The following is a 25,938-nucleotide window of genomic DNA, read 5'->3' as shown; positions in this document are numbered from 1 at the left end:
GCCTTATTTTCTATTTTAATTTTAGTTAGTTTCGAGGATGTTAACCCTCAAAATCAATATTTTTATATGCGAAAACTAACTTTTCTGCTTGTTTTATTTTTGCCAATACACCTTTTTGCCCAACAATTTGAACCGGTAAAAGCACTGGTTAAAAGGCGTGCTCCCTGGTTAAGCGATCATATTATTTTCAAGGCCTTAAAATCTCCGGGCTCCGAAATAGCCCAGCTACAAACCATAAAAAACAAACTGGTGATCAGCACATCAGGGCCTAACGCAGCGGCAGTTGGTGTAAACTGGTATTTAAAATATTATTGCAATAGGTCGATGTCGCATATGGGCGATAACCTGGCGCCTGTATTCCCGATTCCGGTTGTTGGTAAAAAAACAAGTGTACAGGCTGAAGCCAAGTATCGTTATGCATTAAATTATTGTACCTATAACTATACCATGAGTTTTTACAGCTGGGCCGATTGGGAACGGGAGCTTGACTGGATGGCGCTAAATGGTGTTAATACGATGCTTACCGTTGAAGGCATGGAAGCGGTATGGCAAAATACATTGAGGAAGATAGGGTATAACGAAAATGAAATTAACAACTTTATAGTTGGCCCCGCTTATACCGCATGGTGGCTGATGGGCAATATTGAAGGCTGGGGCGGGCCGATGCCACAAAGCCAGATTGACAACCGCAAGCTGATTCAGCAAAAAATGATAAAGCGAATGCAGGAACTGGGGATAGAACCTGTGTTGCAGGGCTTTTATGGAATGGTGCCAAGTACGTTAAAAAATAAAAGCAAGGCACACATTATAGACCAGGGTAACTGGGGGGCTTTTAAACGGCCCGACATACTTGACCCTACTGACCCTGAATTTAGCCGCATAGCGGGTATATATTACAGCGAAATGCAGGCATTATATGGTAAAAACATTCACTTTTTTGCAGGCGATCCTTTTCATGAGGGAGGTAAAACCGATGGCATAGATCTGAAGAAAGCAGGAGCCTCCATACAGGCATCAATGCAACATTATTACCCGGGCTCGTCATGGGTGTTGCAGGGCTGGCAGGATAACCCCAAACAAGCAATGCTTGATGGTCTTGATAAATCAAAAGTATTAGTACAGGAACTTTTTGGCGAGTTTACCAATAACTGGGAAAAACGTAAAGCCTATGATAACACACCATTTATATGGTGCAGTGTTAATAATTTTGGCGAACGCCCCGGTGTATACGGCAAATTACAGCGCTTTGCCGATGAAATTTACAGGGCCAGGGAAAGCACTTACAGCAATTACCTTAAGGGTGTTGGTATAATGCCCGAAGGCATCAACAATAATCCGCCAGACTATGATTTGATGCTTGAACTGGGTTGGCGCACAGAACATGTTGATACCCGGAGCTGGATTAATAATTACGCCAAATACCGTTATGGTGTAAACAATGCGCATACAAGTAATGCCTGGCAGGGCTTTTTACAAACCATTTACCAAAGTCTCCCCGGTTACCAGGAAGGCGCAGGTGAGTCTATTTTCTGCGCAAGGCCCGCACTTAAAGTTAAATCAATCTCCAGCTGGGGCACACTTACCCGTAATTACGATACCGTACAATTTGAAAAAGCGGTAAAAGAGTTTGCACGGGCTGCACCCGGGCTCATGAATTCGGCTACCTACAAAATAGATCTCATTAACATGGTTAGGCAGGTGTTGTCAAATAAAGGAACCCTTGTTTTTAATGACCTGGTAACAGCCTATAACAACAAGGACTTACCGGCCTTTAACAAGGCAAGTGAAAAGTTTCTGCACATGGTAAAATTGACAGACGACTTACTGAATACAGATGGTTACTTCAGGCTCAACACCTATCTCAAACAATCTATAGCCAACGGAAACACTGCTGAAGAGAAAGCAAATAACCTAAAAAATGCTTTAATGCAGATTACCTATTGGGGAGAAAACGTACGTACCGAAGATAACCTGCATGAATATGCCTATAAAGAATGGGCCGGCCTGATGGATGGCTACTACCTGCCCCGCTGGGAAATTTATTTTGATTATCTGCGTGGTAACCTGCAAGGCAAAAACGCTCCCGAGCCCGATTACTTTTCATGGGAACGCAAATGGGTGGATGAAAACCAGAAGCTAAGTCCCGAAAAACCACACAGGCCTTTACAGGAAGTGGTTAACCAAATTTTATCGATGTAAACTTAAAACACCTACTTTAATTCAAGCTAACAGACCGCTATGCGTCAATTCAAAAAAACAGTCTTAATTACGTTATTAATTCCCCTAATATTTTCCTCTTCGTATGCTCAAAAGAAAATAGGAACAGAAACACCCGAACAAAAAGCTAAACGCATGGCCTGGTGGACCAATGACCGTTTTGGCATGTTTATTCATTGGGGGCTCTACTCGCAGGCAGCGAGGCACGAATGGGTAAAAAGGTGGGAACGCATGACCGATAAACAATACCAGCCTTACTTTGATGAGTTTAACCCCGATTTGTTTAACCCTAAAGAATGGGCGAAGAAAGCCAAAGCAGCCGGAATGAAATATGCCGTACTCACGACAAAACACCACGAAGGGTTTTGCCTGTTTGATTCGAAATATACCGATTATAAGGCCACCAATACCGCTGCTAAACGAGACCTTGTAAGAGAGTTTGTAAATGCATTTAGGGCCGAAGGCATAAAAATAGGTTTCTATTACTCGCTGTTGGATTGGCATCACCCTGATTTTACAGTTGATGTTTTACACCCGTTGCAACCGGCAAGCGAAAAGGATGAAGATTATGATAAATTGAATAAAGGCCGCGATATGGCCAGGTACCGTACCTACATGCACAACCAGATTAAAGAACTGCTTAGCAATTACGGTAAAGTTGATATGCTGTGGCTCGATTTTTCGTACCCCGACAACGGCAAACATGGTAAAGGTAGCAAAGACTGGGGATCTGTTGAATTGGTTAAAGAAATAAGAAAACTACAGCCCAATATTATAATTGATAATCGCCTTGATATAAACGAATACCAGGACGGATGGGACTACCTGACGCCCGAACAGGTAAACTTAACAGAATGGACCAAAAAAAACGATTACAAAACTTACTGGGAAACCTGCCAAACGTTTTCTGGCTCCTGGGGATATTTCCGCGATGAAAACAGCTGGAAAAGCACCAAACAGTTAGTTACGATGCTGATAGAAGCCGTAAGCAAGCGCGGCAACCTGTTGCTGAATGTGGGCCCTACTGCACGTGGTTTATTTGATAAACGCGCTAACGAAAGGCTGGACGGGATAGCAGCATGGATGAAATACAATAGCCGCGCAATTTACGGATGCACAGAAGCCCCGGAAACATTTAAAGCACCTGAACATACTATGCTTACCTATAATGCCAACACCAGGCGTTTGTATGTGCATTTGTTGGAGTACCCGGGCAAAACAATTACCTTATCGGGATATAAGGACAAAGTAAAATACATACAGTTTTTGCACGATGCCTCAGAGATACAAACCGATAGCAAATCAAAAGATGCAGGAAATGACCTTGTATTAAATCTACCGGAGACCAAACCTGATACCGAGATACCGGTAATTGAATTGATACTGAACTAATGCAATATACCCTGCTATTAAAATATATCCATTTATCATGATCCAAAAATTCATACTTGGCCTCTGCTTGTTGGCTTGTGGCCAGGCGGCGCTCGCGCAAAACGAGCACGAAATGTCCACTACGTACCAGGCTCCTAAAGACTCCCTGGTACGGAAAAAGCTTGCCCAATGGCAGGACCAAAAATTCGGTTTGTTTATGCACTGGGGAACATACAGCCAATGGGGTGTATCAGAAAGCTGGACTATTTGCCCCGATGACTGGGTTACACGTACCGGCCCCTATAGTGCTGATTATTTCACCTATAAAAAAGCCTATGAAAACCTGCAAACCACGTTTAACCCTGCAAACTTTAACCCCGAAAAATGGGCTAAAGCCGCAAAAGCGGCGGGCATGAATTACATGGTGTTTACAACCAAACACCACGATGGCTTTAGCATGTTTGACACCAAACAAACGGATTATAAAATTACAGATCCTAAAACGCCTTTCTCAAAAAATCCGCGAAGCAATGTCACTAAAGAAATATTTAACGCCTTCCGTAAAGATAATTTTATGATTGGGGCATATTTCTCTAAACCCGACTGGCATAACCAAAACTATTGGTGGCCATACTTTCCCCCTAAAGACCACAATGTTAATTATTCCCCGCAACGCTACCCCGAACGCTGGCAAAAATTTAAAGATTTTACTTATAACCAGATTGAAGAATTGATGACGGGCTATGGCAAAGTAGATATTTTATGGCTCGATGGAGGCTGGGTAAGGCCCTTGCCAACAAATGATAACGATCCGCAGCACTATAACCAGGATCTTGATATGGCCAAAATAGCCAAAATGGGACGCAGCCATCAGCGAGGCCTCATCATGGTAGACAGAACAGTTGCCGGCGAATTTGAAAACTATACCACCCCAGAACAGGAAGTACCGGATAAACCTTTATCGTACCCATGGGAAACCTGTATGACCATTGGTAAATATTGGAGTTACGTGCCGGATGACGAATTTAAACCCAGCCGGCAACTGGTGCAAACATTGATAAAAATAGTTTCGCGCGGCGGTAACCTGCTGCTTAATATAGCACCGGGACCTGACGGCGACTGGAATCCGGTTGCCTATCAACGATTGCAGGATATTGCGGATTGGATGAAAATTAACGGGAAGGGTATTTATGGTTCAGAGCCGGTAGCCCCTTACTCTGCCGGGAATATTTATTTTACTAAATCGAAGACCACGAAAACGTTATATGCTTTTTGGCTGTCTGAAAAAGATATGGTAAACCTACCGTCCAACGTAAGTTTTCCGGTAAATAACATTAAACAAGTTAAAAAAGTAAGCTTGCTGGGCAGCAGTCAAAAATTAAAATGGGACTACCAAAACGGACTGTTAAGTATTCAAATACCCGATGCTTTACAAAAAAGCGATGCCTTAAAATATAGCGGCACTTTTGTGTTGGCATATTAAGGGATAGACGATTATATCAGGAGGCTACTGTGTGGCCCCCTTTGTATATATTCAAAACTGTTGTGTTCGCAACAGGTGCAACAACAAAAAACATCATCTATCTAACAATCAATTGATTACCAATTGTCATATTTTACAAATCGCAACAAAACCGCAACATCAGGCGAAAAAGAGCGACTATCAGGAGGCAAAACTTTTGGGTTCCAAAACCCAGGGCAAACGCATCTAAATATTTAGCGCGATGATCTGTTTTTAAATTGTAGCTAACGGAATAAGCTTAGGAGGTGAAGAAGATATAAGCGTCAAACGATACCTTGCGTTATTTCCTGATGCTGGTTAAAAAATCCATGTCCATCCGGCACCTGTTTTTACCAATAACACACACAAACATTTGTATGCGCTTAAATTGCGTAAAGTGTCAATTTAATGTTAACCATGAAAAAACAACAAAACATTGACTACAAGGTATTTGTACAGAATTTTATCTAAATGTGTTAAGTTATGTTAACCCAGTTTAGATGCATTTGCCCTGGTTTCAAACGGGGTAATTACCCTACGCCCTATTTAAAATTTAGTTAATTTAACCATCACCACATCGTGTATTCCGATAGTGGTTTTTAATGCACGTTTGGTGTTACCTAAAGTTTTCTTCAGCCACAAGTCGTATATCTTGTAAGTTGATGTATTAAAATCAATATCGATACCAGAAAGATCATCTTTTACCGGATGATCTTTCCAGTTATAAGCGATGGTTTGTTCCTTGGCCGATCTGTTAAAAAAACAAACCGCCAGTTGGTTATTGGCTAAGGGCTTTATCCATATCTCCAACCCGTCAACAGCCGAATACTTAAAGCCCTCAATTCCTAAAGGATCCTGATCTACAGCAATTACATCCTTGTTTGTGAGTATGGATTTAGTTTGGTCGGTCATTTTACGCAGATCATTACCGGCCATCAACGGTGCTGCCAGCATACACCATAACGAAAAATGCGCCTTATCTTCGTTATAAGACATGCCGTTACCTACTTCCAGCATATCTAAATCGTTCCAATGCCCTGGCCCCGCATATTTTCTGAAGCCCTCCTGCTGATCAAGGATTCCGGTAACCCCTAAGGCATTCCACGTACCCTTGTTTACCAAACGCCCGAAACCGGCACCTATGTCGCCTGTGGTGCGCCATAAATGACCTACGTTTTTGGCCCATAGCCAGGGTTTATGGTTACCCCATTCGCATAAGCTAAATACCATTGGCCGGCCGGCAATTTTTATAGCCTTGCTCATGGTGGTATAGGCCTCGTGCGCATTCAGGCTGTCTGTATTGCACCAATCAAACTTCAAGTAGTCAACACCCCACGAAGCATACAAGCGGGCATCCTGGTACTCATATCCACGTGTGCCTGGATAGCCGCCACAGGTTAGCGTACCTGCACAATTGTATATGCCAAATTTTAGGCCCTTGGCGTGCACATAATCTACCAGCTTTTTTATGCCTCCAGGAAACTTCGCGGGATCGGCAACAAGGCTGCCATTATTATCTCTTTGCATGGCCATCCATCCGTCGTCCAATACAAAATATTGGTAGCCGGCATCCTTCATACCCGATGAAACAAAATTATCAACCATATTTTCAAGCATTTGCTCATTAATATTGGTTTGAAACGTATTCCAGGTGTTAAAACCCATAGGCGGCGTTTGCGCCAGTTTCTCAAATTTTTGAGCAAACAGGTTATTAACGTTCAATAAAATTATAATCGCAGTATATAAAAATGATTTTACCATAGTGGTGTAATTATTAAGGGAAGGGTAATGTAATGCACTACCTGTCGGGTTAAGCGCATAATGAATAATTTATCAGGCCGACTTATACAGCTGAATAAATGGCTTTCAACCAGGAATAATCACCTGTATTTACATCAAGCTGTTAACCGCATGTATAACCATGCTTGAATCAAATACAACCCGGTGAAAGCCAGGGATTGATGGAGTTTCTTTAGCACGGTCGTCAATTAACTTGAAAAGTATTTCTGCAGCTTTTACGCCTTGCTCTTTAGGGAACTGTTCGATAGATGCGAGCGGCGAATTATCCGTAAAACTCCAGATAGGCGAATTGGCAAAACTAATAAAGCTGATATCGCGATTGACTACCAAATTGTGGGTTTTTACCTGCCCCATTGCATCCCGGGCCACGTAATCGTTAAAAGTGATGACGGCTGTGGGCCTATCCGCCAATGAAATCAGCTCGTCCATGGCCTGCTGATTTCGCTCACGCGATAGGTCTGAATACACAACAAACCCTGGCTTTATGTCAATTTGATGATCGCTAAGCCCTTTTTGATAAGCCTCCAAACGTTCTTTACTTGCTGCTAACTGCCATGGGCCATTAATTAACCCAATATTGCGGTGCCCTTTGGCTATTAAACACTCAATGGCCTGTAACATTCCCGATTGGAGGTTACAAGCCGAATAATGTATATCTTCCATGTCGGGTATACGATCAACAAATACGATGGGGATATTATATTTTTTCAATTGGTTAAACACTTCATAATCGGTAGTATTTTTACTTATAGATATAATGATGCCATCTAACCGGTGATTCCTCATAGTTTGCAGGATTCCTTTTTCTTTATCGGGGTTTTCTAATGACTGCCCGATAAAAACATTGTAGTTTTTTTTACTCGCATAATCTTCAATGCCGCTAAGAGCCAAAGAAAAAAAAGCATCAGAAAAATCAGGAAGAATAACACCGATAGTGAATGTTTTTCGTTGCTTAAAAAAAACCGCGGTTTGATTACGCTCATAATTTAATTCGTTTGCTACCTTATTAACCCTCATGGTTGTTACCAGGCCAATACTGGGGTGCCCATGAAGGGCCCGGGATACCGTTGATGCATTTACTTTTAAGCGTTTAGCTATCTCTTTAATTGTCGGGATCTTTTCCATTTGATAAACGAGATTAAAACAATGGGTATTTATTATCTATTAGTCTTAGTCCAAAAAAATCGTTGAAGTCAAATAATTAAAGGGTTAACGTCACCCGCGTGTTGTTCTATAATTGCAAAACCAAAGCAGTATGCGTAACCTGCATATACAACTAATGGTTATTGATAAGCACCTTTGCTTATTTGCTGATTAACAATACGCGCGTTGCCATCAAAATCTGTATTACCATTAACAACATCTGATATAACCTGCCCGCTATTTTTTGCAGTAGAAGATAATTGCAAACGAAGATTGAGGCCGGATGTATTTATGAATAAAGGATCGGCACCAGTTGTAGAATTAGCATCTCCGCCACTGGCGGCCTTCCAGGCATTGTAATCGGTGTAGGATACGCCGTTCCAGGTCCACTGTGCGGCACCCGTGGTATAATACAGATTGTAATCAATAACGTTTCCGGATCCTTTAGCCGTGTACTTATGAATAAACATATCTGATGCACCTCCATAAATAACATTGTTCTTAATCACATTATTGGTGCAATCTTCCCTGATACTAATTTCTCCTTCTATTTCACCAAAGGCCCCTAATGCCTGGTTATTGTTGTATAAGGTATTATTTACAATGTATGAGTTACTTGTGCCCGCGCCGGTATAATTCAAATACCCTCCCATATAAATACCCGAGCACCAACAGTTGTATACCAGGTTGTTCCTTATGGTAACGTGATCAGTAGGAAATCCATTTGTTTCGCTTACTGCACCAATCCCCCTATCTGTAACAGATACCCTGTTCTTTTCTACTACCACGTTTCTGCCGCCATCTACATAAATACCTATAGCGCCATGCCCGCCAAGCGGCCCTCTTTTACTTTCAATATTATACAGGGTGTTACCGCTGATGACCCCGTTTCGAGCATAATTAAGTGCAGGGTCGGCATTGGCAGCGTAACCGCCGGCAGCATCAATACCAATATTTTGCGCGTTATAGATGGTATTGTTTGTAATGGCGAACCCGTCAACATACCCATTAACAGTCAGGTTTTCGCCGTATCCGGTTTTACAATCATGTATGGTGTTCCCGGTAACGGTAATATTAGTTACCGGATCGGATGTGTTCCCGATAATTAAAATGGCGTTGCCTCCGCCGTTCAGCGGCAGCTGGGTATAATCAATACCATATATGGTGTTGTTCTTTATGGTGATGTAGTCAGATCCGCCCTCAACCATAATGGCTTTAGGATCGCCGGTAGATGTTTTAAAATTGCGTATTTCAAAACCGTCAACCACTATAAATTTGGCTTTATCAATAGTTACCAGCGCCTCGCGGCCATTAACGCTAAAAGCGCTGCCATCAATAACCGGCTTCTCGCCGCGGTAGGCTTTCAATGTAATATACTTATCCATTACCCCCGACTTTGGGAAAACCACTTTTTCGTTATATATGCCAGCCCGTACCATTACGGTATCGCCGGGGATAGTATGGTTTAGCGCATTATTAATAGTTTGAAAAGGCGCATCAATCGTTCCTTTATTGGATTCCAATCCGTTGGCAGATACATAATAGATATGAGCGCCGGCAGAAGGGGTTACAACCCCGGCGCCGTTTTTTTTACTGCAACCAAATACCTGCGCCACAAAACCAAGCATTAAAAAAATATTAATATTACGTTTCATCATCTGTAGTTTTTAAATTAAGAATCCCCTATTGTTGTGCGCCCTTACTTATCTTATTGCTCACAACACGTGCATTTCCATCAATATCTGTTGCCCCGTTTATATCTGCCGAAATTACCTGCCCGGAATTTTTTGCAGGAGACGATGATTGTATATGAAGATCTGGCAGCGAAGTGCTTTTCAACAAAGGATCTGCACCATATAACGAGTTAGCATCATTAGCGCTGGCTGTTTTCCATGCGTTTAAATTGGTGTACGGAGTACCATTGGTACTATTCCATATCCATTGCGGAGTACCTGTTGTAAAGTATAAATTGTTATCAATTACGTTATTGCTCCCGGTTGAAGTATACTTGTGAATAAACACATCAACCGGCCGGGCGTAAACAATGTTGTTTTTTATTACGTTGTTAAAGCAGTTTTCGGTAAGCCTTATCTCCCCTTCAATTTCACCAAATGCACCTATTACACGATCATTTTGATAAAGGGTATTATTCACCACATAACAGTCTTTAGTTCCGCCGGACGTATAGTTTAAATAATCGCCCATGTATATGCCTGTACGGTAGCAGTTGTACACAAAGTTGTTTCGCACAATGGTGGTTCGGGTAGCATACACGTTACTTTCGCTCACCAGCCCTATCCCACGGTCGCTGTTATATACTTTGTTCCGTTCAATGATGGTGTTAGCGCCGCCGCACACATAAATAGAAATGGCGCCATACCTGTCGGCCCCCCAAATTTCCGGTGTTTTGGTCATCGAGTTATCGTGAAACTCGTTATCGCTAATTACCCCATTACGGGCATAATTGGTGGCAACTGCGCCGGTTTTATTGAGGTTATCGCCACCGGCTACAATTATCCCGATGTTTTCCGTATCGTATACTTTATTACGGCTAAAAATAAAGCCGTCTATATTACCCGCCAACGTTACGTTTTCGCTTGTACCGGTTTGTGTATCATGCACTGTACATCCGGTAATAACCAGGTTGGTAATAGCGGTGGTACCGTTGCCTATTACCAGTATAGCATGGCCGCTTCGCCAATCAGCTAATGAAGCGTTGCTTTTAATATTATAGATATTACAGTTTTTAATCGTGATATCGTGCGAGTCGCCGTTAATTGCTATCCCCTCCGGGTCGGTATTAAAAGCAGCACTTGTAAAATTGCAGATATCAAAACCATCAAGCGTTATATACCTTACATTACTCAGGGTAACTAACGACATCCATCCTGAAATAATTATTTTGCTTCCATCTATTACAGGCTTTTCTCCGGGAAATGCTTTTACGGTAATCAATTTATTCATTATTCCCGATTTTGGGAACACCACTTTTTCGTAGTAAGCGCCTCCCCTAACCAGAACGGTATCGCCGGGCGTGGCATGGGTTAACGCGGCATTGATGGTTTGGAAGGGCGCGCCGATTGTGCCTGTATTAGCATCAGACCCGTTTGCTGCCACGTAATAAACATGGATAGCGGCTATGGGCACCACATTATTACCAGCTGTTTTTTTGCTGCAGGCCAGCGTTTGTAAAGCGCACACACACACTAACAAAATATTGATATAAAATTTCATTGCGTTTTTTTAATTAAGAAATACTTGCTGCCTTGCCTTGCAGTTATTAAATGTTACCGGCGTTTAGCGGCGCAAAGTATAGCCCTCGTAGCAAATTATACGTGCTACGAGGTACCATACAAATCAAACAACATAAACTATCACTCAAACAGCTTCCCAAACAATGAAAGAGATATTTGTTGGGGCGGATACTCAAAGATTACCAACATCGATCCTGGGAAGCTATTCAGCGCACATATTGGCATTATTCGGAAACTATTTTCCGTATCCGGTTATTATTTTTGTCCAACACGTAAACGGTTCCGTTTTTATCTACAGCAACACCGGTTGGTGCGCTAAAAAGTGCAAACCCTCCTATTGCATCGGTGTAACCGGCTGTGCTGCTTCCGGCAAAGGTGCTTACGTCAAACGTACCTGCCTGTATATAGCGGATACTTTGGTCCGGATGGCTGATATCGCCATAAACGGTCCCGTTACCTGCCACATATATATTGTTATTATTATCTACAGCAATGCCCCATGGCAACGAAAATTTTGATACCGCGGGCGCCCCGTTCACATACCCGGCACTCCCCTGCTGCCCGGCAATGATACTGCCTTGCCATGTCCCGGCGGTATACTTTTTGATAACGTGATCTCCGTTCATTGACACATATAGATTACCGGTTTTATCAAACTTGATGCCTGCAGGATAATTAAGGCCGGATACAACTTCTTTAGCAGTCCACTGTGCTGATAGCTGGTAAATACTTCCCGGACTGGAGCAACTTGAATAATAAACATAGCCGGTAGTTTTGTCAACAGCCACACTCCAGGGCGATTGGTTTCCCCAGGCCCAGGTGGTGGCCGTGCCGTCGGGGCTTATCTTTCGGATATCCCAGTTGCCCGGGTCAGCAGAGTATACATTGCCCTGGGCGTCAACAGCCACATCATAAGGCAAAGAAAAAGTTGCGGCTGTACCTTTCCCATCAGAATAACCAGAAACCCCCGGATTACCGGCCAGCGTTGTAACGTTTCCGCCAGTGTCAATTTTCCGGATACAGTGATTCCCCGGATCGGCAACATACACATTCAGGTTATCATCAACAGCTACGCCGCAGCTCCTGTACCAGCCCTGACCGTTAAAATCAAACTGGGCATCCGCTCCCTGGCCATTGGCAAAACCGGCTTTACCCGACCCGGCCAACGTAGTAACCGTTCTGGTGTATTGATAAGTAAAATTAGTTGTGCTTGTTGCAGTTCCCTTTCCTATAGTTACCATAATAGGTCCGGTGCCGGCTTTTTTTGGTACCACTACCATCATTTGCGTGGTATTGGCACCGATGATTTTGAGCTTTACCCCATTAAGGGTAACTGCAATTTGCGAAGTATCTGTTGAAAAATTACTGCCGTTAATAAGCACTTCTGTTCCGCCACCGCCCTGTGCCGGAATAAAGCTGTTGATACTAATTGGCGAATTGTTATTATGGGTGGGGGTTTTGTCTTTTTTACAACTTATAAAAGCTATCATTATAAAAACCCCGCCGGCAAATAAGCATTGATTTATGCTTTTTGCCATTATGTTTATGAATGTTTTCATTTGAATAATTACACTTTAATTATTAGTTTTTTTATACCTCTTTTTTTGCCTTTGGGCAAATAAAAAACACGCATCTACCAACCGGGATTTTGAACCAATGCCCTATCACGGTCTAATTGATACTGGGAAATTGGGAACAGGTACATTTTATTGTTCCATACCCTTTTTTGGAAAAGTGTTTTATTATAAAAAGCTCCAAACGAAAATCCCTGTCCCTGGTCGTCGGTATTTACATTTAATCCATAAATGGTTTGGTTTTCGTCGGCACCCAATGATAGCCTTCTTATCAGTGTATAGTACCTGTCACTTTCAAAGCACAGCTCTACCTGTCTTTCCCTCAAAATGTATTTCCGCATTAAATCTTTGTTTCCTACGGCGCCCGGATAAACAGTTTCTATACCGGGCAAACCGGCCCTGCTCCTGATCTGGTCAAGGTAAAGCACAATATTTTGGTTAGATGGATCGTACTCATTTAAAGCTTCAACATAATCCAGCAAAATTTCGGCATATCTCAGCAGTATAAAAGGGCGGTAATTGGCAGTCCATTGCCTTATATTATCGGCAGGGCTTACATTTTTCAATACATCATATCCTGTAATGTTATTGCTGGCCCCGCTTGCTTTTGCTCCGGCCTTACCATTATAATAAAACTCGGCCCGGCCTGTTCCGTCAATATTTTCGGTTGATGAATAATAGTTTTTATCATCAACAGTTGGTGCGGGTAACACCGGGCGGCCGTTATATTGAATGTAAGCGTAAAACCGTGGTTCGCGGTTGGCATACATGTTCCACTGCCCCTTCTTGTGTTCCCAATACTTTGCGCCATTACTTTGCACAAAATTGCTTGCAATATATCCGGATGAAGGGTCGTCAATGGTTTTACCATTATTCATGTAAAACGCGTCAACAACGTTTTGGGTAGCATTATACATGCTGTAGCCCCCGGCACCTGGCGTTACACATTTTGTATAGCCCCCGTAATTCCATGAATTTCTCGAAAATATGATCTCGCTGTTCCAGTTGGTAATGAAAAGATCCCTTACAGACAGGTAAGGATCAAACACCGTCCCACCATTGTCAAGATTGGTAAATAATTTATATGAGCCAAGGTCAATTACTGCTTTTGCAGCATCGGCTGCTATTTTCCATTTATTGGCATCATATACCGTTGGTGCCAGTTGTGTACCATCCTGGTTTTTAAAAGAGGCAAACGAAGGGTTACCATTCCATAACGGACTGGCTGCCAGCAAGGCAAGTTGCGCTTTTACAGCAAGGCAGCTACCTTTTGTTGGCCGGCCGTAATTGCTGGTTGTAGCCCATTCTGCGGGTAAACCAGCTGCTGCCTGATCCATCAGTGTGTTAACATAGTCTTTACACTCGTCAAAAGATGATCTTGGAAACTTGTTGAAATCGGCATTCAAACTCATTGCTTCTGTCACTTTTACAACCGGACCATATTGTTTTATCAACTGCCAGTAAAACCACCCTCTTAAAAACCGCGATTCTGCTTTATATTGATTTTTTAAGGTAACACTTAACTGGCTGGCCGGAACCCTGTCAATATTAGCTTCAAAAATAAATGACGATCGGATTCCTCTGTAATAGTTATCCCAATTGTCAAAATAAGCATTTACAGGGCTCCAGTTGCCTGCAACCATTTGCCTTACATTGGTACCCGGGATAGATACAGATGATTCATCACTTGCGCCCATAGCACTAAAATCGCCGCCGTCGGTTTCAACGATATATCCATATATATTGTACAGGTACGATTCGGCATTGGCCCTGGTGCTCCAAATCAAATCAGATGTTAACAGGTTATCGGGCTTTTTATTAAGATAATTACAGGAAGATAAACTGGCACTCAGGAACCATACCCCAACAGCCATAATTAGTATATTTTTTTTCATTGGAAAAACTTTAAATACTTTTAAAATTGATTTAAATCCATTATTGCTAAAATGCAGCCCGCAACCCAAAAGCAAATATTCTTACCGGCGGGTAGCCTGCGCCATTAGAGCCGAGTTCGGGATCCCAAAGTTTGAATTTGGAGAACGTTAGCAGATTTTGGCCCGTTAAATAAAGGTAAACCGAGCTGATGCCCGCTTTTGTAAGAAACAAAGGCTTGAGTGTATACCCTAATGTTGCCTGTTTTAAACGAACAAAACTCGCATCTTTAGACCACCACGTACTTGGCTGATAATTGTTACTATTTTGGTTGGCAATGCCTAACCGTGGGTAATCTACATTTTGGCTGGGGTTTTCAACCGTCCACCGGCTTTCCAGGTTGGCCAGCATACCGGATGGATAAGTACCCATGCCTGTAAACGGAACTATCCCCGCCCCTTGCGCACCGGCACCCGTTATAGATGAACCGTTCGCCATTATGATTACATTGGAAGTCCCCTGAAAAAATAGCGAGAGATCGAACTTCTTATAACCAACGGTAAACCCTGCACCATATAAAATAGTAGGTATGTCTGATTTACCGGTGTATACCTTATCAAAGCTATTTATTACGCCGTCGTTATTTACATCTTTGTACTTGATATCGCCGGGCCTTAATACAGCGCCAAACTGAGTGGGGCTTTTATCAACATCTTCCTGCGACGTAAACAGCCCTTCGGCAACATACATCAAATTATCGCCATACTTACGGCCGGTAGCTTGCTGGTAAGCGTACAGTTGTTTTGGCTCGTCCTTTTGTACGATTTTATTATTATTATAAGTAAAGTTTCCATAAAGGCGAAGTGCCACTTTGCCAAAATTTTCATTGTATTCAACATTGCCTTCAATGCCATGGTTGTTCATTTCGCCCAAATTGGCAAATACAGCCCCGCTTACCCCCAGTATTCCCGATAAAGAACCGCGTTGAACTAAAATGCTGGTTCTTCTTTCTTTATAAGCATCAATGGTGATGTTCAATTTATTGAATAGCCCTATTTCCAGCCCGATATTGTCTTTGGTTGCTTTTTCCCAGGTAAGGTTCTCTACCCCAATTACGGTTTCGGTAGTGCCACCATACACGGTTCCGTTAAGGCCTAAACCTACAGATCCACCACCGCCATACTGGTTGATATAAGGGAACCTGGTGATACGGTAATTAGACCCAATCTGGTCATTACCTACAAGGCCGTGAGATCCCCTTATTTTAAGCAGATTAAATGTAGTTGCAAGGCTTTTAAAGAAAGGCTCCCTGGAAATTACCCATCCCCCCGAAACTGAGGGAAAAAAACCAAACTTTTTACCTGCTTCAAAGTTTTCTGAGCCTGTATAACCGGCATCAAACTCAAGCAAATACCTGTCGGCGTAGGCGTAAGTTGCCCTGGCTGCCAGGCTCTGATTATTATAAGGAATGGAACTAATAACGTCCCCTGCGGAACTCTGCACCCTCGATCTCATGTTATACAAAATCAATCCGCCAACATGGTGTTTGCCAAAAGCCTGGTCGTAATTAACGTTTGTTTCCAGGTACATGGTTTTTTCGGCCGATGATGATTGGGTGTAGCCTAAAAACTGGCTTCCGTACCTCGATTGGCCAAATACCAAATTACCCTGTGGGTCTCTTGATGTTGCTAAAAAGAGGTCATTTGTGCCGGTCCTGCCATTATCATTTTCGCTATAAGAATCAAACGAAAACCTCGCCATAGCGCTTAAGCCATCAGTAATTGCATCCAGTTTTTGGTTGATAGAAAAAACCGACTGAACAGTTGGGCGAAACTCGCTGTTATAACCAGAATTTTGAATATCGTTCACCGGGTTGGATCCCCCGTTGTTAAACGGACCGGCCCATATACCTCCCGGATATTGTATCGGGAATGCATTGGGTGGTGTTAAATACGATTCGTACCAGATACTGCCGGCAGACAGTCCGGGATAACGGCTGCTCACCAGCATCGCATCCAGGTTCATGGATAATAAAGTGGTTTTGCTTAAATCTATATCCAGGTTAGACCTGAAATCATACCTTTTGAAGTTTAGGTTGGGGTTATAACCATTTTGTTTGGTTACCTTATAACTTCCATCCTGGTCATAAAAAGATGCCGAAACATAGTACCTTACTGTTGATGCGCCGCCGCTAACATTCAGGTTGGTGTTATATCCCGGTGCCCAATCCTTGTAAACAGATTTTATCCAGTTAACATTAGGATACAGATATGGATCTAAACCGCTGGCTGTTTTTTGAATAGTTTCTTCAGAATAAGCCGCGGCGTTACCATCATTTGTAGTTGCTTCGTTATGTAATCTCATCCATGATACCGCATCCAGCATTTTTGGCGTTTTGGTAAGGCCAGACATTGAAGCTTCTGTTTTTAATGAAATTTTAGGTTTGCCTGCAACACCTCTTTTGGTAGTTATAATTAAAACCCCATTTGCGCCCTTGGCACCATACACGGCGGTTGACGAAGCATCTTTTAACAACGAAATACTTTGAATATCCTCCGGGTCGATGTTGTTGTAAGCCCCGCCATAAGTGCTGTTTACATCATCCCGCTGCACCCCGTCAATAATAATAAGCGGGTTTGCATTACCTGTAAAAGTACCAATGCCACGGATAGTAAATGATGCATTATCATAACCAGGTTCTCCGCTTCTTTGCATTGATATTACCCCGGCCACTTTTCCTGCCAGGGCATTAGATAATGAGCGGTTGGGTGTTGTTATATCGGCCACATTTACTGTAGTAACAGCCCCGGTTATCGTCAACTTTTTTTGCTTGCCATAACCTACCACTACTACTTCATTTATTCCTTTGGTATCATCCAATAATTGAACAGTTAGCGAGGATGTTGCTTCGGTAACTGTAATTTCTTTGGCAACGAAACCGGCAAATGAAAAAACCAGGATGCTGTTAACGTCGGCGTCAATAGTAAAGCGCCCTTGTATATCAGTTACCACCCCTTTATTGGTGCCTTTAATACGCACACTGGCCCCCGGTAAGGTAAGCCCCTTTGAATCAGTAACAATACCCGAAACCTTTATAACGGGTATTGGCTGAGACGGTGAAACAAAAGGTTTAGGTTTTATAATAATTGTTTTCTCGCTTATACTATAAATAAACGGCTGCCCTTTAAATGTCAGTTTTAATACTTCTTCTAATTCGGTATTCAGAACATCAATACTTACCGGGTTAGCCTGCTTAATTACCTTTGAATTATAGAAGAAATCATATCCGCATTGTTCCCTAATTTCTTTAAGAACTTTTTCTAATGGCGCATTTTTTTCTGATAACGTAATTTTTTGTGCGTAACCTGAAGCACTTGCCTGAAGTATGGTTGCTACCAACAATATGATGGATAGTTTCATAATCAACAAAGCTTTATTTTTTATACAGGGAACCCTGTACAAACTTATTTCATAACATTTCATACATTTGAACTTGTTTGGGTTTAAGGTGTAATTGGACTACGAATTTAGTTTCATGGTAAGCCCTAACGTTTTAGTCGGGAGTGTTCGAGCACTTCCGGCTTATTTTTCAGGATACCTTAATGCGGAGTAATTATCAAGGCATAATGATGACTCTCCTTCCTTCAATTTTAGTTTTAACGTTTCCTGTTTGCTCTATGATTTTCAAAGCCTGGGCTAAATCTCTTGAACGTGACACCATTCCGCCAAATCTTAAATTATCCACATTGCCGGCGTATTCTACGTCAACGTTATACCAGCGCGCAAACTTGCTCATAATGCTTTTCAAGTCTTCGTCAACAAACAGGAAATAGCCATTTTTCCAGGCAATTACCTCTTCGGTATTAACTGTTTGTACATTAAATGAGTTGCTTAAATAATTGATGTTTGATTGCTCGCCTGGTTTAAGCAGTTTTGATTGATTAGATTTGGTTGACAACACCTTAACAGAACCTTCCAATAAAGTAGTTTTAACCGAAGTATCATCAATGTAAGAGCTGATATTAAAATGCGTACCTAAAACTTCAACCACCTGGCTATTACTAACAACCCTGAATGGTTTTTTAGCATTTTTAGCAACTTCAAAATAAGCCTCGCCCGCTAACTGAACACTGCGTTCATTGCCATTGAAATTGGTTGGATAACGAAGCGATGAGCCCGCATTTAACCAAACTTTTGAACCATCGGGCAAATCAACCTGGTACTGGCCGCCTTTTGGTGTCTCGATGGTATTATATGTCACCTGGGCAGAAGCACCTGAATTAGAGGATGCATTTTCGACTGTATAAACCAACTGACCATTGGCAGCTTTGGTAACCTTTACACCAGATTGTTTGGCCAGTTCGCCGGTCGCGGCATCATCTAAAACAATTTTTGAACCGTTGGCTAAGGTTAATAATGCTTTGTTCCCGCCTGGGGCTATGGTATTCCCGGTTGCCGATTGCGGTTTGTTTTTAGTTAATAAACCAGAAGTGCCGGGCTTGAGGTAAAAAACCAATAATGAGGAAGCGACAAGGAATAAGGTAATTGATGCAGCTACAAACCACCGCCTCAAAAAAACAATTCTTTTAGGTGCAGATTCGCGTGCTTTTATCTCCAGCAATACTTTATCGTAAAGCTCGGCCCTGGCGGTATTTTCATCGCCCATGGCAAGCTCGTCCCATTTCAATTCGTTTTTCTGGAGTGTGTTGTAATAGTTTAATAAAAGTTCTTCCTCCTCGGCAGTGGCCTGGTTTGAAAGGTATTTGTTTATTAAGTTCAGAAGTGTTTCTTTTTTCATTGGGCGGTTATTGTATGTAAGTAACCCAACACAGGGGGTACCCCCAAAGAAATTTTAAATATTTCTATATCATTAACAAATCATGAAGTTTTAGGAAATAATGAGAGGAGAATATTAAGAAAACAGGCCGGGTAAAATTCAGTAAAAATGTTAAAACCATCGCCCGCATAGCATAATAGCAGCTAAGCAAACAAAATCGCCCAATGTTTTACGCAAACGGTTCAAGGCTACCGTTAATTGATTTTCAACTGTTTTAGGGGCAATTCCCAGCCGTTCGGCAATTTCTTTGGTGGTTAGGTGTTCTTTACGGCTCATAATAAATATTTGCCGGCACTTTTCGGGCAGTTCGGCCACCCCCTGCTCCAGCAAACGGTTAATATCTTTTTGGGATAAGATATCTTCGCCCCCGTTATTGCTAAAAAGTTCTTCCAGGTGATTAAAAAGATCTGCTCTTACTTTGCCGGAGCGGATAACATTAAACACCTGGTAGCGCACGGCCGTATATAAATAAGCATTTAAAGAAGTGAGTTGAAGGTTAGCACGTTTCATCCATAGGTTTACCAATACCTCCTGGGTAACGTCTTCAGATACCTGGCGGTCCCGGAGGATATTGTATGCTGAAAGATAAAGTTTTGACCAATATTTATTATAGATACGTTCAAATGCCGCAAGATTATTATCCTGGATCAACGCTATAAGCCGCTCATCTGTCAATAGCTGAACTTCCAGGTTATTCATTCGGCATTATGAAATTTAAAATTGGCAACTTCAAATAAAGTGTTTTTTATTGTTTTAAAATATTACAATTACTACCACTGAGGTAGCCATTCGGTATTCCCGCCGAAGCCCTTGTTTTCCCTCCGGCTCCTACTCAGAAATTTGCGGCATCTATCGTATACCGATTTGCCCTGAGACTTCAAAATTGTTATTTAAGCTACTTCTGATAGTAAATAAAGTCAAAAAAATGCAAAAAGTAAAAGAAAATGTTCAATAAAATTTAGAATCAGCCGCCGGGTTACCCTCTTCTGTAGTTGCTCTGTGATGCATCTAACCCATGATATAGCATCCATCATTTTTAGTGTTTTGGTAATGGTGTACATTAAAGATTCTGTTTTTAAGGTTTTTTTGGGGGAATTATGAATGATATAAGTGGCTGCCCATCTAAAAAAATAAAAGATCAATTTCATTTATTATAATTATTTATTACATTAGTATTATAATAATTCTATAAACTAAACATTATCTATTAAAATCTAACACTCATGAAAACCACATTATTAGTTTTAATTTCATTCCTGCTAATTAAGGCCGACCGTAATATTAACTCACGATTTTTCATACATGAAAAAAACGTAGAAATCACAAGTGCTAAGGCGGTCATACCTACTTCTTTTGATTTTGGTTTTACTTTAGACGTAGCCACTCATACATTGTATGTTCGTTGGAATCCAACAGGCGGTGGTAGTGTTGTACAGCCTGTACGATGGCTGGAAGACCAAAACCAGGTAAGATATGTCCTCATACAAGGTCCACATACAGAAACTTATTATGGTGCTATTATCCAGCCAAATGTAACTCAACATTACTATATAGGGAATCAAATGGCTACATTTAAATGGGATGGAGTTAATCCAGAGTGTATAATAATATGTCAGCCAGGCCCTAATACTTCGCCTTGTCCTTTTTAATTACGTAATGCTATTATATAATTGTACTTCAATTTGAGATATACGATCGGCATGTAATATTTCGAGTGTATTATAAATATTCTTTTTAAAAGCATATCATCTAAATAATTTGATTTGTTGATGGGTTGCCGAACGATCTTTTGCAATATATCGCTCAGCCAAGTATAAGGCTCAATTCTTTACATTTTGTATATGCTCAATAAAGTATAGCATGTTATTAGAGGATTTGTTTAATATATTTTTCGGATAAAATATCTTCGCCGCCATCATTACTAAAAAGTTCCTCCGGGTGATTAAAAAGATTGGCTTTTACTTTGCCGGAGCTGATAACATTAAACACATGGTAACGCACGGATGTATATAAATAAGCATTTAAAGAAGTGGGTTGAAGATTGGCACGTTTCATCCATAGCTTTACAAACACTTCTTGGGTAACGTCTTCAGATACCTGGTGGTCTCTGAGAATATTGTATACCAACAGATAAAGTTTTGACCAATACTTATTATAGATACATTCAAATGCCGTTATATCATCCTTCTGGATCATGGCTATAAGCCGCTCATCTGTCAATATATGAACCTCGACGCTATTCATTCCGTATTATAAATTTTATAATTGGCAACTTTAAGAAAAGTGTTTTTTATAGTTTTAAAACATTAAAATTAGTCCACCGGGAGCCCTGTTAGTGTCGGCACAAAACCTGCATTTGAGAAGTTCATTCCCTGCCAAAAAACACCAAAAGCTAAAGAAAAGAGCAATAAATTTAACAAAAACTACATTTTATTACAATAATTTACAAGTTATTTAAATCGTTCTGCGAAACGTGCAGAACTTCGCCTGCACTTTTATTTTTTGCCTCGCTGATATCAAAACCACTTAATATTTTTTCAAGCTGATGCAATTTATCTTGCCGGTTTTCTTTCATAAACTGGCTCTTTAGTATATTAATTTTTTCATAATCCTGAATACCCTCAACCAGCCGTTCAAAACGGATAGAGGTACGCAAACCGGGATAAACCAGGTAGGCATCCCCGGATGACCATGATCCGAACCGGGTGTCGCGTAAGGCATCTTTTGTCCAGCAGTTGTATGCCCAGCGCAGGTAACCATCATATCCCTTGTAAGCAGCATACCATCCAAGCCAGGCAGACTCGGCAGGTGCAGAAAAGGAAAAGGTGTTGGGATGCCCCTCTGTACAACAAGTATAATAGGTAGTGTTTAATCCTGCTTTTTTACGTGCAAGCATAGTTGCACTATCTATCACCTGGTTTGAGGCCACGCTGTAATCCACTAAATCTCTTTCAATTTCGGGGTGATAATTACCGGCCAACGAAATTTTAAAATCTTTATCGGCGCTTTTAATTAACGCTATAGCCTTTTGCATGTCGGCCATCGATCGTTCGTCCATGGCGATGGTAGTTTTGGCAAACCATCCCTTTTGTTTAAGATGCCTGGCAAAACTGGTAAGCATGGGGCGCCAATGGGCATCGTATGCTAAAGTGCCTGGTTTGGCTACTATGGCGGTATCTTTCCCAAGGGCCTCGTCGTGGTAGTAAAATTTCAAATTCCAGGGAATCATACTATAGCAGTTAATAAACTTATCAATGCCTAACGACATCATAAAAGTTACCCATTTGTCAAAAACGGTATAATCATACGCCCAGGAGCCGTTCCTGTTTTTAGTCCATTTTATCATCGAACCATACACGTCATAGGTTTGGCTGTTCCATGGGTCGTTTATCAGGGTGGTGGTAATTGATTTCTGACCGGCATCGGCAAGCATTTTCATATACGGGCGCATAGTGGCAAAATGCTGACTGGACCATGGCTTTACCCCATACCAGCGTGCAACGGAATAGGGATTTTGCCACAAATCCAAATGGAATTTCCACTGCGCCGGTGCGGGCAGCTGATGGTTAAGTACCTGTACTGTATAATGCAGCATTGCAGCATACTTATTTTTGCCTTCCTTAACTTTCACATAACCGCTGTACACACCCTGCGTAGCGTTGCCCGGCACATTAATGCTTAGCCAAACAGGCCGGGTAGTATTTTTAGTTAGGGCAAGGGATTTTACCTGGTCAATTACATCTTCAACCAGCGACGAGTCATGACCGGGTTGAATACCGCATCCGCCTCCTTCACTATTAAGCCCATCGGCCATCACATAACGTACAAAGTTGGCGCTGATGTTTTTTGCGGCAATTTCATGACCCTTACCATCATCAAGTTTACTCCACTCAACACTAATTTGCGGCAGGTTACGGGTTGCCCACACCAGGAATTGCGTATGCACCTTTTCGCCTTTCCAGGCTTTGGTTTGCCACTGGGTTTGTAACGGAAATATTGCGGGTGCATTACGCTTATCATACCGGATATCAGCCGACGCAAAACTCACGTATGTACCTGGTTTTAAAAGATTCCAGCTTTCCTGGTCAACAGGTTTTGGATCACGGAGCTCCTGGTAAAAATCGCCGGTTTTTGATTGCGCCCAAACACCTGCGCTATACAGCAACAGGATTACGGTAAATTTTAATCTCATGAGTTTGTTGCTTTTGTTTTACAGGAGTTAAGTGTTTATTGGGGCTTTGGAATTTCATTTCCCCAAAAAAACCGGGCAAATGAAAGTTGGGTTCGGCAGATTTGATATCATTCCACGCCAAAAAATGCGGATCGGGCAGTTCATCGCCACATTTATAAAAATTGGCCCGGCATTGCCTGCCATTTAATGTTGTAAACGAATGGTAGTAAAATGCATCCAACGGAATCATCAGGGTTAGTTCCCAGGCTATATTGCCCTCGCCTTTATGGTTTACCGCTTTCATTTGCACCTCGTGCCTTATCATTCTGATAACAGGCTCGGGTAATAACCGGCGATTTTCCCTGTGTGCCCCAAACCCCGCCAGGCAAGCACCGGCACAGTTAAATTCAAAATTGTAATATTCGTTTTCGTCACCAAAACAAACAAAAAACTCCACGCAACTATCTTTATAAACCGGCTCATTAGGCTGGCTATAAATTGCCCTTACACACTTTTCGCTCACGTAGTATTTTATAAAAACACAATCGTTACCATAGGCCATTGTAAAATTAGCATCGGGCTTATAACCGTAGTCGGGCCAGGGAACCATGCCTATGGCGTTAGTTTCGTAACTATCTAACAAAAAAGACACATGAGCTATGGGGCTAATTTTAGTTACCCCCTTCAAAAATGGTACGCTGAGTTCTTTCATTTAATTTCGGATGATAATTGCGGGCATAACTTTGCCGCGTTTTTAATTATTTGGTCTAAAACATCGTATTCTTCTTCAAGCTTTCTGAGCAACTGAAACTGCGCCCTGGTTCGCTGCAGGTTGTGATGGGCAAAGTGCGTTTTATAGTAAACATCGCCGGCAACGTAATCCGTCAGGAACCGAACGCCTTGCATATAAGGTATCAGCAAAACGCCCATTGAAAGGGATTGAACCTCCGTATCTGTTAAAAAACTGCCTGCACTTTTAAAATAGCCGTCGGTATAGGCCTTAAACAATGGGATGCTAAGCCCTATTTTTGTTAGGTCTTCCTCGTCCTCGGGCGCTATATTGATAATGGTGCGGATGGCATCGCCAAAATCATAAGCTACATAGCCAGGCATAACGGTATCCAAATCAATTACACACTGCCCGCAATCATTCGCATCCAGCAATATGTTGTTAAATTTGGTATCGTTATGTATAATACGCTGCGGCAATTTGCCTTTTTTTCCCAAATTTAAAATGGTAACCATGCTGTCTGCCCTTTCAACCACAAAAGTTAATTCGGGCAAAACATCTTTAACCCGGTTTTCCGGATCGGCCAGTACCGCTTTATTTAAGTTATCGAGCCGCATGCTGATGTCATGAAAACCGGGGATGGTTTCGCAAATCAGGCCGGCATCCAAATCTGCCAGCAGCAATTGAAACTTGCCAAAGGTTTTCCCCCCTTCGTAAGCTTGCTGTTCGGTTAGTACGAGGTCATAACTTTTGGTATCCTTCAAAAAACAATACATTCTCCAGTAACTGCCTTCAGCGTCACAAAAAAAACTTTGCTCGTCTTTCGTCCAAACCATAGTGAGCACTTCTTTATCCGGGTTTGAGCCTGGTATCTGCGCCAGCTTTTTTTTGAGATGACTGGTTACCCGATGTATATTTTCCATGAGGGCGGGCACATTTTCAAACACATGATGATTGATGCGCTGAAGCAGGTAGCCGGGCAACGCAGCATCTTTGTTCGTTACGTGAAATGTATCATTAATATGGCCCGAACCATACGTAACAACAGCAGCTATATCTCCCTCGACGGAAAATTTGGATACTATTTCATAAATCTTGTTGGTCATTTTTTCTTTTTGATCATTTTAAATTCTACGGTCAATTACTGCCCGGTGTACAAAATGCGAAAAGCTATATGTATCAGTATGCGCACACATTTACATGTTACAAATAGCTACAAACAAATATAAAAATATTTGCGTGCTCGCACACACTTTAATAAAAAATTATTAAATTAATTCTTTTATGTAAACAAACGCGCGCTATGGTAAATAAGGCTTTCTTTGACGGAGAGCCGCCGACTGCTGCAGCAGGATTAAATGAACTAAGGAATGGGCGGCATAGCAAAACTCCTGTTAAAAGAATCAGCTACTACTTTTGGATAAGCATAGGTGTGCTGTATTACCACACAGGACAATCGCGTTTTAAA

Annotated in this window: 17 protein-coding genes; 4 read left to right on the top strand and 13 right to left on the bottom strand. The window is 41.8% G+C overall.

Translation table 11 applies throughout. From position 1 onward, the window contains the following. Positions 1-66: 66 nt before the first annotated feature. From AC1RM2_RS19910 to AC1RM2_RS19900, 3 genes are read left to right on the top strand one after another with little or no spacing between them, the layout of a single operon-like run. Positions 67-2,199 (top strand): alpha-N-acetylglucosaminidase, encoded by a 2,133-nt coding sequence (locus AC1RM2_RS19910; RefSeq protein WP_492986911.1) that lies wholly within the window; start codon positions 67-69, stop codon positions 2,197-2,199. Between the two features lie 39 nt (positions 2,200-2,238). Continuing rightward, positions 2,239-3,609, top strand: coding sequence for an alpha-L-fucosidase (locus AC1RM2_RS19905; protein WP_492986910.1), 1,371 nt, complete (start codon positions 2,239-2,241; stop codon positions 3,607-3,609). Between the two features lie 37 nt (positions 3,610-3,646). Next, positions 3,647-5,071: an alpha-L-fucosidase gene (locus AC1RM2_RS19900; RefSeq protein ID WP_492986909.1), complete on the top strand. Its 1,425-nt coding sequence runs from the start codon at positions 3,647-3,649 to the stop codon at positions 5,069-5,071. A gap of 564 nt (positions 5,072-5,635) precedes the next feature. Here AC1RM2_RS19900 and AC1RM2_RS19895 read toward each other — a convergent pair. The 9 genes from AC1RM2_RS19895 to AC1RM2_RS19855 all read right to left on the bottom strand — a co-directional run bounded on the left by AC1RM2_RS19895 (position 5,636) and on the right by AC1RM2_RS19855 (position 20,268). Then, complete coding sequence (locus AC1RM2_RS19895) at positions 5,636-6,850, bottom strand: glycoside hydrolase family 27 protein (RefSeq protein ID WP_492986908.1); 1,215 nt, start codon at positions 6,848-6,850, stop codon at positions 5,636-5,638. A gap of 129 nt (positions 6,851-6,979) precedes the next feature. Further along, positions 6,980-8,014, bottom strand: a complete 1,035-nt coding sequence (locus AC1RM2_RS19890; RefSeq protein WP_492986907.1) for a LacI family DNA-binding transcriptional regulator — start codon at positions 8,012-8,014, stop codon at positions 6,980-6,982. A 158-nt stretch (positions 8,015-8,172) separates the two neighbouring features. Further along, positions 8,173-9,690: a right-handed parallel beta-helix repeat-containing protein gene (locus AC1RM2_RS19885; protein ID WP_492986906.1), complete on the bottom strand. Its 1,518-nt coding sequence runs from the start codon at positions 9,688-9,690 to the stop codon at positions 8,173-8,175. A gap of 25 nt (positions 9,691-9,715) precedes the next feature. After that, positions 9,716-11,266, bottom strand: coding sequence for a right-handed parallel beta-helix repeat-containing protein (locus AC1RM2_RS19880; RefSeq protein WP_492986905.1), 1,551 nt, complete (start codon positions 11,264-11,266; stop codon positions 9,716-9,718). A 244-nt stretch (positions 11,267-11,510) separates the two neighbouring features. Next, the gene (locus AC1RM2_RS19875; RefSeq protein ID WP_492986904.1) at positions 11,511-12,845 is read right to left on the bottom strand and encodes an IPT/TIG domain-containing protein; all 1,335 of its coding nucleotides are present in this window, start codon (positions 12,843-12,845) and stop codon (positions 11,511-11,513) included. A 74-nt stretch (positions 12,846-12,919) separates the two neighbouring features. After that, positions 12,920-14,755: a RagB/SusD family nutrient uptake outer membrane protein gene (locus AC1RM2_RS19870; protein WP_492986903.1), complete on the bottom strand. Its 1,836-nt coding sequence runs from the start codon at positions 14,753-14,755 to the stop codon at positions 12,920-12,922. A 46-nt stretch (positions 14,756-14,801) separates the two neighbouring features. Then, the gene (locus AC1RM2_RS19865) at positions 14,802-18,152 is read right to left on the bottom strand and encodes a TonB-dependent receptor (RefSeq protein ID WP_492986902.1); all 3,351 of its coding nucleotides are present in this window, start codon (positions 18,150-18,152) and stop codon (positions 14,802-14,804) included. A gap of 196 nt (positions 18,153-18,348) precedes the next feature. Beyond that, on the bottom strand, positions 18,349-19,530 hold the full coding sequence (locus tag AC1RM2_RS19860; RefSeq protein WP_492986901.1) for a FecR family protein: 1,182 nt from the start codon (positions 19,528-19,530) through the stop codon (positions 18,349-18,351). Between the two features lie 150 nt (positions 19,531-19,680). After that, the gene (locus tag AC1RM2_RS19855) at positions 19,681-20,268 is read right to left on the bottom strand and encodes an RNA polymerase sigma-70 factor (RefSeq protein WP_492986900.1); all 588 of its coding nucleotides are present in this window, start codon (positions 20,266-20,268) and stop codon (positions 19,681-19,683) included. Between the two features lie 524 nt (positions 20,269-20,792). Here AC1RM2_RS19855 and AC1RM2_RS19850 point away from each other — a divergent pair. Further along, entirely contained in the window at positions 20,793-21,218 is a 426-nt protein-coding gene (locus tag AC1RM2_RS19850; protein WP_492986899.1) for a hypothetical protein, read from the top strand. A 217-nt stretch (positions 21,219-21,435) separates the two neighbouring features. Here AC1RM2_RS19850 and AC1RM2_RS19845 read toward each other — a convergent pair whose 3' ends face one another. The 4 genes from AC1RM2_RS19845 to AC1RM2_RS19830 form a co-directional block, all read right to left on the bottom strand. Beyond that, on the bottom strand, positions 21,436-21,813 hold the full coding sequence (locus AC1RM2_RS19845; protein ID WP_492986898.1) for an RNA polymerase sigma factor: 378 nt from the start codon (positions 21,811-21,813) through the stop codon (positions 21,436-21,438). Between the two features lie 199 nt (positions 21,814-22,012). Beyond that, on the bottom strand, positions 22,013-23,761 hold the full coding sequence (locus AC1RM2_RS19840) for a DUF4091 domain-containing protein (RefSeq protein ID WP_492986897.1): 1,749 nt from the start codon (positions 23,759-23,761) through the stop codon (positions 22,013-22,015). Next, positions 23,724-24,452, bottom strand: coding sequence for a carbohydrate-binding family 9-like protein (locus AC1RM2_RS19835; protein ID WP_492986895.1), 729 nt, complete (start codon positions 24,450-24,452; stop codon positions 23,724-23,726). Before AC1RM2_RS19835 ends, AC1RM2_RS19840 begins: the two co-directional genes overlap by 38 nt. Further along, on the bottom strand, positions 24,449-25,576 hold the full coding sequence (locus AC1RM2_RS19830; protein WP_492986894.1) for a phosphotransferase enzyme family protein: 1,128 nt from the start codon (positions 25,574-25,576) through the stop codon (positions 24,449-24,451). The genes AC1RM2_RS19835 and AC1RM2_RS19830 overlap by 4 nt, the downstream gene beginning before the upstream one ends. Positions 25,577-25,938 lie beyond the last annotated feature (362 nt).

The organism is Mucilaginibacter sp. GW822-FHT03E02 (genome assembly GCF_058801545.1).
This window is presented reverse-complemented; position numbering and strand designations above follow the sequence as displayed.

Bases quoted from the DNA above. Each gene is read 5' to 3' on its own strand.
- AC1RM2_RS19860 (WP_492986901.1), bottom strand. From the start codon at position 19,530: ATGAAAAAAGAAACACTTCTGAACTTAATAAACAAATACCTTTCAAAC.
- AC1RM2_RS19845 (WP_492986898.1), bottom strand. From the start codon at position 21,813: ATGAATAGCGTCGAGGTTCATATATTGACAGATGAGCGGCTTATAGCC.
- AC1RM2_RS19875 (WP_492986904.1), bottom strand. From the start codon at position 12,845: ATGAAAACATTCATAAACATAATGGCAAAAAGCATAAATCAATGCTTA.
- AC1RM2_RS19910 (WP_492986911.1), top strand. From the start codon at position 67: ATGCGAAAACTAACTTTTCTGCTTGTTTTATTTTTGCCAATACACCTT.
- AC1RM2_RS19870 (WP_492986903.1), bottom strand. From the start codon at position 14,755: ATGAAAAAAAATATACTAATTATGGCTGTTGGGGTATGGTTCCTGAGT.
- AC1RM2_RS19885 (WP_492986906.1), bottom strand. From the start codon at position 9,690: ATGATGAAACGTAATATTAATATTTTTTTAATGCTTGGTTTTGTGGCG.
- AC1RM2_RS19895 (WP_492986908.1), bottom strand. From the start codon at position 6,850: ATGGTAAAATCATTTTTATATACTGCGATTATAATTTTATTGAACGTT.
- AC1RM2_RS19835 (WP_492986895.1), bottom strand. From the start codon at position 24,452: ATGAAAGAACTCAGCGTACCATTTTTGAAGGGGGTAACTAAAATTAGC.
- AC1RM2_RS19850 (WP_492986899.1), top strand. From the start codon at position 20,793: ATGAAAACCACATTATTAGTTTTAATTTCATTCCTGCTAATTAAGGCC.
- AC1RM2_RS19880 (WP_492986905.1), bottom strand. From the start codon at position 11,266: ATGAAATTTTATATCAATATTTTGTTAGTGTGTGTGTGCGCTTTACAA.
- AC1RM2_RS19840 (WP_492986897.1), bottom strand. From the start codon at position 23,761: ATGAGATTAAAATTTACCGTAATCCTGTTGCTGTATAGCGCAGGTGTT.
- AC1RM2_RS19900 (WP_492986909.1), top strand. From the start codon at position 3,647: ATGATCCAAAAATTCATACTTGGCCTCTGCTTGTTGGCTTGTGGCCAG.
- AC1RM2_RS19830 (WP_492986894.1), bottom strand. From the start codon at position 25,576: ATGACCAACAAGATTTATGAAATAGTATCCAAATTTTCCGTCGAGGGA.
- AC1RM2_RS19905 (WP_492986910.1), top strand. From the start codon at position 2,239: ATGCGTCAATTCAAAAAAACAGTCTTAATTACGTTATTAATTCCCCTA.
- AC1RM2_RS19890 (WP_492986907.1), bottom strand. From the start codon at position 8,014: ATGGAAAAGATCCCGACAATTAAAGAGATAGCTAAACGCTTAAAAGTA.
- AC1RM2_RS19865 (WP_492986902.1), bottom strand. From the start codon at position 18,152: ATGAAACTATCCATCATATTGTTGGTAGCAACCATACTTCAGGCAAGT.
- AC1RM2_RS19855 (WP_492986900.1), bottom strand. From the start codon at position 20,268: ATGAATAACCTGGAAGTTCAGCTATTGACAGATGAGCGGCTTATAGCG.